The sequence below is a fragment of the Streptomyces sp. NPDC027672 genome (assembly GCF_055566335.1).
Genome location: NZ_JBVHSO010000023.1, coordinates 43,914 through 52,440 on the forward strand (window position 1 = coordinate 43,914; position 8,527 = coordinate 52,440).

Consider the following 8,527-nt stretch of genomic DNA (forward strand, 5'->3'; position numbering starts at 1 on the left):
CACCGGCAAAATGGCGGATGTTGGCCCGGTGTGCGTCCAGTGGCGCGAAAAGGTTGAACAGTAATCTACTCGGGGCGGGGCTCCGCTGGGGAGGAGGCGACTCCTTCACGGAGATGCCGTCCGGGACGCGACCCTGGAACCCGCGTGACACCCGTACCGGAGCAGTTGACGGACGGTCTCAGAGAGCGCGTCCGTCAACCGCCCGGAACGTCAGACGACGTCGGCGAGGCGGTCCACCTGGTCCGGGTCGACGCCGTAGCAGTACAGCATGACCTCGTCGGCGCCCAGGTCGGCGAAGGCGGTGACGGCATCGCGGATCTCGGCCGGCGTGGTGAGCATTCCGGCCACCATGCGGTCGGCCATGCCGGTGAAGGCGTAGTAGGCGTGCATACGGGCCTGCGCGTCCCGGACCACGTGCTGCGGGCCGAGGGCGACGTTGACCTGCGCGACGATGCGCGGTTCACCGGCGCGGCCGTACTCCTTCCAGAAGCCGCGGGCCATGTCGAACAGGCCCCCTGCCCAGGAGGGCGCGGCGGCGGCGAGGAAGCCGTCACCCCAGCGCGCGACGCGTTCGACAGCGGCGGGCTTGAAGCCGCCGAACAGCACCTGGGGGCCGCCGGGCCGGGCGGGGGAAGGACCGATCGGGCCGATACCGTCGCCGTACGGCTCGCCGGACCACAGGCGGCGCAGCACCGGCATCTGCTCGTCGAGGCGTCGCCCTCGGATGCGCTTGTCGACGCCCGCGGCCTGGTGGTCGTCGTCCCGGCCGCCGATGCCCAGTCCGAGGACCAGGCGGCCGCCGGTCATCCGGTCCAGGGTGGCAGTCTGCTTGGCGAGCAGGGCAGTGTCGCGCAGCGGGGCGAGCAGCACCTCGGTCTGGAGACGGATGCGGGAGGTGCAGCCGGCGAGGACGGCGAGCGCGACCAGGGGTTCGGGGTTGTCGTAGACGAGTCGGTCGAGCAGGCCGAGCGTGCTGAACGGCCCGGCGTCGGCGCGCTGGGCCCAGGTGGGCAGGGCGGCGGGATCGCCGATGGGCAGGCCGATACCGATGTGCATGAGGTACTCCTCGGAAGGGTCGACAAGGACTGCTGCCGCCCCTCCGGCACCTCGGTGAGGTGGGACGCTCCCGCTCTGCGGCGTACTTCTGGGGAACGTCTCGTCGAAGTGATCTCACCTTAGGGAGAGGCGATTCGCCGGGACAAGCGGATTTGGCTCGACCCCTAGGCCGTTGGCTTCGACGGGAAGTGGTCGCTCGCCGCGTACAGCGGTTCCGTGTGGGGGAGGGCAAGGCGAGGGCCCGCACGCCTGTACGGCCTCGCTGGGAGTACGGAACTCCTTCCCAGCGGCTGGTTGACACCACTGGTGCTATCGTCATTAGCACCATGTTGCTGCGTCTGGACAAGAGGGACACCCGGCCCCTGCATGAGCAGGTGGCCGGCGCGATCCGTCGTGCCATTACCGAGGGCGAGTGCCTGCCGGGGGACCGCCTGCCGTCGGCACGTGAGCTCTCGCAGGTGCTCGACGTCAACGTCAACACGGTCCTGCGTGGCCTGCGCGGTCTCAGGGACGACGGGCTGCTGGAATTCCGCAGGGGCCGTGGCGTGACCGTGGCCGATGGCGCTGACCGGCGATCGGGGCTGCTGGAGCGCGTACACGCCCTGGTCGGCGACGCCGCCCGGCTGGGTTACACCAGGACCGAACTCGTCGAGATGATCAGGGGGGTACCGTGAACGACCGCTCAGGGGCCGGCCGCGGGGCGAGCTGGGGCAGGGGCGCGTGGGCGGCGGGCACCGCTGCCTTGATCGCGGCGCTGCCGTGGACCGCGAACGGACGGCTGCCGGACCGGCTGGCCACCCATTGGACGCTCGGGGACAGCACACCCGACGGATCGATGCCGCTGTGGGCGGCGTCTGTACTCCCTGCCGTCATCTGGTTGTTCCTGGCGGCTGCCGTGCTGCTGACGCTGCGACGGAGCCCAGACGCTTCCTTTGCACGAGGAGGGCCATGGGTCGCGACCTCGCTGCTGTCGGGAGGCGTCCTCTTCGCCGGCCTCCAGGCATCCGTCGTCCGTGCGAACCTCGACCGCGCGGACTGGCACGACGCACGCCAGCCGACTCCCTGGCTCGTGGCCACCCTGGTGGCGACGCTCGCCGTAGGCTGCGTCGGATGGCTGGTGAGCAGCCGCCGCCAGGCCGCTGCTCCCGCAGTACCGGAACACCCACAGGGGCCGGTTCTGCACATACCCGAAGGGCAGCGCATGGTCTGGCTGTCCCGGACGGCCAATCCCTGGCTCCAGTTGCTGGCCGCGGTGACCGGTCTGGTGGCCGTGGCAGCGATCATCGCTCTCGTCAGCGGCCTGGCCGACCCGGAGACGTTCTGGGGGCTGTTCATACCCTTCGCGCTTTGCTCCCTCGCGGTAGCCGGCTGCGCAGCGGTACAGGCCCGCGTCTCGGAGCGGGGCCTGGAGGTGGCGTTCGGACCGTTCGGCTGGCCCGTACGCCGCTGGGATGCGGCGGACATCGAGTCCGCCCGCACCGAGAACCGCACCCCCGCGCAGGTAGGCGGCTGGGGTTACCGGCTCAGCGGCCTGGGCACCACCGTCATGCTGCGCGGCGGGCAATGCCTCGTCATCCGCACCAAGGGCAAGGGAAGGGAATTCGCCGTCAGCGTCGACGACGCCGAACGGGGCGCCGCTCTCCTCAACGCCCTGAGAGAACCTCGGCTGTACTGAAGAGGTCGCTCATATTCTCCGCCCGCGAAGGCGGCAGACGACCAGCTTGCGCCGCCGTGGCCGAGGAACTGCACGTCGGCCGCGCCGCCGAGCGCCTCGTCATGGCCCAGCCACCACTGTCCCGGGCGATCCAGCAGCTCGAACGGCGACTTGGTGTTCACCACCTGCTGGACCGCGGCCGCCGCGGTCGCCCTGACCGGCGCCGGAGAGATGCTGCTGCCGGGGAAATCCCGGTGCCGGCGGTGTCGTACGCCGCTCAGCAGGCAGGGGTGGTCACTCCTGCGAGCTACACGGGACTGTTTACCGCAGGGTCATGTTCGCAGATCACCGATCTCATACAGTGCTCCCTGTCGGGGGGCGCGGCTTCCGGTCACGCGGACCCTCGCGGCGTCGCCATAGGACAGCCGAGGGCCCGTGGGGCCGCGCCACTTCGCGCCATAAAGCGACGATCCGCGTCGGGCGGGTGGTCATCGGTCGGGCCGGGCACGGCCGGGTGCAGACACGAGTACGACCGCGGGGGCCGGACCTGGCTCGGGTATCGCTTCTCTTCATGGGGAAAGGGCAGCTTGGTGCGCTTACGTGCGTTGATCGTCGTGTCGGCGATCCTGGGAACTCTTCTGACGGTCGTCGGTGTGACGACGAGCCCTGCTTCGGCCGCCGGCCTGCAGTCGTGGCCTGTGATCACCAACAACCTGCAAGGCGCCAACAGCGGGGGCGACAGCAAATGGACCACTTCGGTGGTGAACTACGCGCGGTCCGCGGAGATCGTCGCGCTTCAGGAGGCGGGTGCGTCACCACCGGGGACATCTGTCCGCAACATCACCATCACGCCGAACGCGCCCGGCCGCTCCGGCTTCGTCCAGCATCATCGATGGACGGTGCGCGAGGGGTACGAGGTCTACTTCCTGCAGACCGACCCGAACGGTGGTACCTACGAGGGAGGCCGAGTCAACCTCGCCATGGTCACGCAGCGGCCGGCGGACGAGGTCACCATCGTGGCCAACCCCAACCCGGCGGGCCGCAACGCCCTGGGTGTCCGCTTCAATGACAACTGGTACTTCACCTACCACGCCCTCTCCAGCAGTAGCGGCGAGGGTGGCCGGGACGCCCAGGCCATGGTGCAGGCGATCGCCGACTACGTGAACAACTCGGGGCCGAACCGGACGTGGACCGTACTCGGCGATTTCAACCGCGAACCCGGAACGTTCTTCCTGCCGGCGCGGTCCTGGCTCTACCGGACGGGTCTGCCGACCCATCAAAGCGGCGGGGAACTGGACTACGCCGTCTCCTCGGAGAACATCCCGGACCATCCGGTGCACAGGCTGCCCGGATCGAGCCCCGATCACTACGCGGTGGGCCTCGGCGCGATGCGTGCGGCGGCCGAGCCGCCGGAGCTGCGCATCCTGCCGTTCGGCGATTCGATCACGTTCGGCGCGGGCAGTACGACCGCCGCGTACCGGGGACCGCTCTGGGACGAGCTGCGGCAGCAGGAGAACACCACGGTGAGCTACGTCGGCTCCCAGCACTACGGGAACATCCCGGACAACGACAACGAGGGCCATCCGAACTGGAAGATCAACGACCTCATCGGCATCACGGACTCCGTGATGGACACCTACAAACCCAACGTGGTGCTGCTGCACATCGGCACCAACGACATGAACGAAGCCGTCGACCCGGCCGCCGCTCCGGACCGGCTGGGCAGCCTGATGGACAAGATCTTCGCCAAGCAGCCGGACGTGACGCTGGTCGTCTCGACGCTCGTCCCGTCGGCCAACTCCGCCACCGAGCAGCGCATCGCCGCCTTCAACAACAGTCTGCCCCAAGAGGTCTACGAACGGCGGGAACAGGGCAAGCACGTATGGCTAGTGGACAACTTCGCGGCGCTGAACGCCACATCCGACCTGGCCGACCTCCTGCACCCCAGCGACGACGGTTACCGCAAGATGGGTCACGTCTTCTACGAAGGCATCGAGGCGGCCGAGTGGGCCGGCTGGATCGGCCCGTCGACACCTGCCCCCGGTGGAGGTACCGGCGGCCCGGTGCGGGGCTGGCTTCCGCAGGACGTCATCGCCGGCGGCACCATGACTCCGGGCTCCTACCCCGGCAGCCTGTCCCTGCGTGGCAATGAGCGAGTCCACTACGCCGACGTCAACGGCGACGGCAAGGCGGACTTTATCGTCTCACGCGACACCGGCGCGGCCGAGGTCTGGTTCAACGGCGGCGTCCACAGCGACGGCACCATCACCTGGAACCACTCCGGGAACACGATCCTGGGCAGCTCCTTCGCCCAATGGCAGTTCGCCGACGTCCTCGGCCACGGCCGGGCCGACGCGATCACCGTCGTGTCGTACCAGGTGAAAGACGAGAAATACGACGCGGTGAAGGTGTACGGCAATCCCACAGGGCAGTACCAGCCCGCCGGCGACCCGCCCCTGTCGTCGTTGCACATCAATCACCGCTTCGCCGACATCGACGGGGACGGCGCGGCCGACTGGCTGCAGGTCTACCCTGACGGCTCGGTCAGGGCAGCGCTGAGTACTCCCGGCGCAGCGGCCCCCTGGACCGAAGGGACGCAGGTGGTCGCCTCCGGCGTCGGCAAGCCGGGCGGCAATGTGCGCTTCGCCGACCTCAACGGCGACGGCCGGGGCGACTATCTGGTCGTGGACCCCGACGGCACCGTCCAGGCGTGGATCAACGGCGGCCCCAAGTCCGAAGGCGGCGACTACATCTGGCGCCCGCAGGGCACCATCTCCACCGGCCTCCGTTCGCCCGACAGCCAGATCCAGTTCGCCGACCTGGACGGCGACGGCAAGGCGGACCTCCTTGATGTCGACCCCGGCACCGGCGAGACGTGGCTGTGGCGCAACGGCGGCTCACCTGCCGGCCCCGGCTGGACCTGGCACCAGCAGGGATCGATCACGGCAGGCGGCCCCAGCCAGGTCCTCTACGCCGACATCACCGGCGACAACCGGGCCGACTACCTCCAGGTCAACGCGGACGGTTCGGTCCGGGCGTGGAGCAACGGCGGCCCCAAGCCCGAGGGCGGTGACTGGTATTGGACGCCGCAGGGCACCATCGCCGGCGGTGTCGGCGCGTCCGGCCGCGACGTACGGTTCACCGACCTCAACAGTGACGGCCGGGCCGACTACGTGGTCGTCAACGACGACGGTTCGGTCAGGGCATGGCTCAACGGCGGGCCCAAACCCGACGGTGGCGACTGGTACTGGGCGCCGCAGGGCACTATCGCCGGCGGCGTAGGCGCACCGGGTACCACCATCCGGCTCGCCGACCTCAACGGCGACGGCCGGGCCGACTACGTGGTCGTCAACGACGACGGTTCGGTCCGGGCGTGGAGCAACGGCGGGCCCAAGCCCGAGGGCGGTGACTGGTATTGGGCGCCGCAGGGCACCATCGCCGGCGGTGTCGGCGCAGCAGGCCGCAACGTCCGCTTCGCCGACCTCACCGGTGACCGCCGCGCCGACTACCTCGTCGTGCACGACAGCAGCGCGGTCGACCTGTGGGCCAACGGCGGTCCCAAGCCCGAGGGCGGCGACTGGTATTGGGCGCCGCAGGGCACGACCGCCTCCGGCGTCGGCGCGCCCGGCAGCCAGATCCAGTTCGCCGACCTCAACGCCGACCGTCGCGAGGACTACCTCGACGTGCATCCCAGGACCGGTTCCACCCGGGCCTGGATCAACTTCGGCTGACAGCACGGCGCCCGTGCCGCGGTGGCCCTCCCCGGGTGCGGGGAGGGCTGCCGGCGGGGCTCCTCGAGTGCGGTGTGGTGGTCCGTGGGCCCGCCCGGGGGAGGGGGCATGCCGGGCGGATCAGCGGCTGCCATCGGTTCCGGCCCGCGGCCCCATCAGCCTGCCTTCAGAGCTTCCAAGTGGCGCCCCCTGCCTGTTGGTTGCTTTCCCTGCCCGCACAGATGGGCGTGACTGTCCGTTCGCCTCTGGTGCCCGTGCGCGGGTACTGGTAGACGGGAGGTCCCTTCGAAAGAGGAGCCGACGTGCGGGCACGGAGAAGTCGGGACAGCGAGCGGGAACCCCTGGTCTTACCGACGGCAGGCGTGAAGCGGCCGGTTGGGGGTGCGGCCGGGCCGCTCGGTATGCAGCCGGTGATCGGCAACGCCGCGGTGGTGCAGTCGCTGCGGCGAGCCGGGCACCCCGGGGCGCTGGACCGGCACCGGCACGGACCCGGACGCGGGCACACCGAGGAGCCGGGGCGATCAGGCCGGTCGGGGGAATCGGAACAGTCGGAGCCGGCGACGCGGTCGGCACAGTCACCCGTGCAGCGTTCGGCGGTGCCCGGCGTGCTGAGCGGCAGCGGACGGCCTCTGGACACGACCACCCGGACCGACATGGAGGGCCGCCTCGGCGCCGACTTCTCCGACGTACGGCTGCACACCGGCGCCGAGGCCCGCCGCTCCGCCGCCGAGATCGGTGCGCGTGCCTACACCTCCGGCAACCATGTCGTCATCGGCGACGGCGGTGGCGACCGGCACACCCTCGCCCATGAGCTGACCCATGTCATCCAGCAGCGTCAGGGCCCCGTCGCGGGCACCGACCACGGTGACGGGCTGTCCGTCTCCGACCCCGGCGACCGCTTCGAACGGGAGGCCGAGGCCAACGCCCGGCGTGTGATGAGCGGTTCCCCCGTCGCGCGGACGACCGACACCGGCCGCTCCGCGCGCGGGGGCGACGGCAGCGCCGTCCAGCGGGCGAAGCGCACCCACGACGAGAGCATGGGAGAAGGAGGAGTGGACCCGGACGCGCTCAACCTGATCGCCGCCTCCGCCGGGCGGGAGGACACCTACGCGGGCGGGCGGGGACGCAAACTGCCCAAGACGCCCGAGGAGGCCGCCTGTTGGGAGTGGGCCGTGCGGGCCGCCGCGGACTCCGGCGGCCTCGACCGGGGTGAGTACTGGAACTACCTCATCGGCCTGAGCGAGGAGGACGACGTACGGGAGCTGGACCAGGTGGAGCCCGTGGTCAGAAGCGATCTGGATCGGCTGCGGGACGACATCACGGCCGCGGGCATGCGCTTCGACCCCGAGAACTTCGACGCCCAGCACGACGAGGCGGCGATCCTCCCCCTCATGGAACGGGCGGTCCGGACCTTCGTGCAGTCCCACGGCCTGCGGATCGACGCCGCCAACCCGGCGGGCTGGATCATGTGCCACTACCGGATGGACGGCGCTTTCGGCGTCCCCGAGCACTTCTGGATCGAACTGCCCGTCCCGAACGGCGGACGGGTGCTCCTCCAGACCGTCCCGGACATCCCGTACATCGAGGCAGGCGGCACCGAGCTGCGCTGGCACGACGAGAACAGCGTGGAGGAGCGGCAGGAGGGCCACGAGACGTACCAGACCATCGAGGTGCCGGTCGCGGCGCTCAAGGGCCGTCACTCCGAGATCATCAACGGCATCCTGGCGAGGGGCCGGCGCATCCGGCGCAAGGCGACGGCGACCTCCTCGGGAACCTGACGGGTCCCGCGAGCCGGACCCGGACGGTCCCCCGGCCCGCCTCGGCTTGCCGGGACTGCAGGTGCGTGTGGTGCGGCAATGGGTGAAGGACCCCACATGACGCACGTCACCTACGACCCCGGACCGTAGACCCATTTGCCCGATTCACCCCACCTCGCACCCCGACTGACCTGCGATTTGAGAGGTGCGTCACATTCACGGCACGCATCCCGAATCCGGCCACCACTAGTAAAGGGGGTCATTGCGGACACCTGCCGGGGCTGCTTATCTGAATGACGTCGCCAGGCGCCACGAGCCCACAGCGGGCC

General features: G+C 70.2%; 5 protein-coding genes. 4 read left to right on the forward strand and 1 reads right to left on the reverse strand.

Annotated features, from left to right (window positions below; genetic code table 11):
• Nucleotides 1–210: 210 nt before the first annotated feature.
• The gene (locus ACZ4SV_RS35190; RefSeq protein ID WP_468010737.1) at nt 211–1,056 is read right to left on the reverse strand and encodes an LLM class flavin-dependent oxidoreductase; all 846 of its coding nucleotides are present in this window, start codon (nt 1,054–1,056) and stop codon (nt 211–213) included.
• Nucleotides 1,057–1,382: 326 nt separating this feature from the next.
• On the opposite strand from ACZ4SV_RS35190, the gene ACZ4SV_RS35195 reads away from it, so the two are divergent.
• The 4 genes from ACZ4SV_RS35195 (at nt 1,383) to ACZ4SV_RS35210 (ending at nt 8,219) form a co-directional block, all read left to right on the forward strand.
• The gene (locus ACZ4SV_RS35195) at nt 1,383–1,730 is read left to right on the forward strand and encodes a GntR family transcriptional regulator (protein WP_468010742.1); all 348 of its coding nucleotides are present in this window, start codon (nt 1,383–1,385) and stop codon (nt 1,728–1,730) included.
• Entirely contained in the window at nt 1,727–2,731 is a 1,005-nt protein-coding gene (locus ACZ4SV_RS35200; RefSeq protein ID WP_468010746.1) for a DUF1648 domain-containing protein, read from the forward strand. Before ACZ4SV_RS35195 ends, ACZ4SV_RS35200 begins: the two co-directional genes overlap by 4 nt.
• Before the next feature lie 677 nt (nt 2,732–3,408).
• Nucleotides 3,409–6,441, forward strand: a complete 3,033-nt coding sequence (locus ACZ4SV_RS35205; protein ID WP_468010757.1) for an FG-GAP-like repeat-containing protein — start codon at nt 3,409–3,411, stop codon at nt 6,439–6,441.
• Between the two features lie 581 nt (nt 6,442–7,022).
• On the forward strand, nt 7,023–8,219 hold the full coding sequence (locus ACZ4SV_RS35210) for an eCIS core domain-containing protein (protein ID WP_468010750.1): 1,197 nt from the start codon (nt 7,023–7,025) through the stop codon (nt 8,217–8,219).
• Nucleotides 8,220–8,527: the final 308 nt, after the last annotated feature.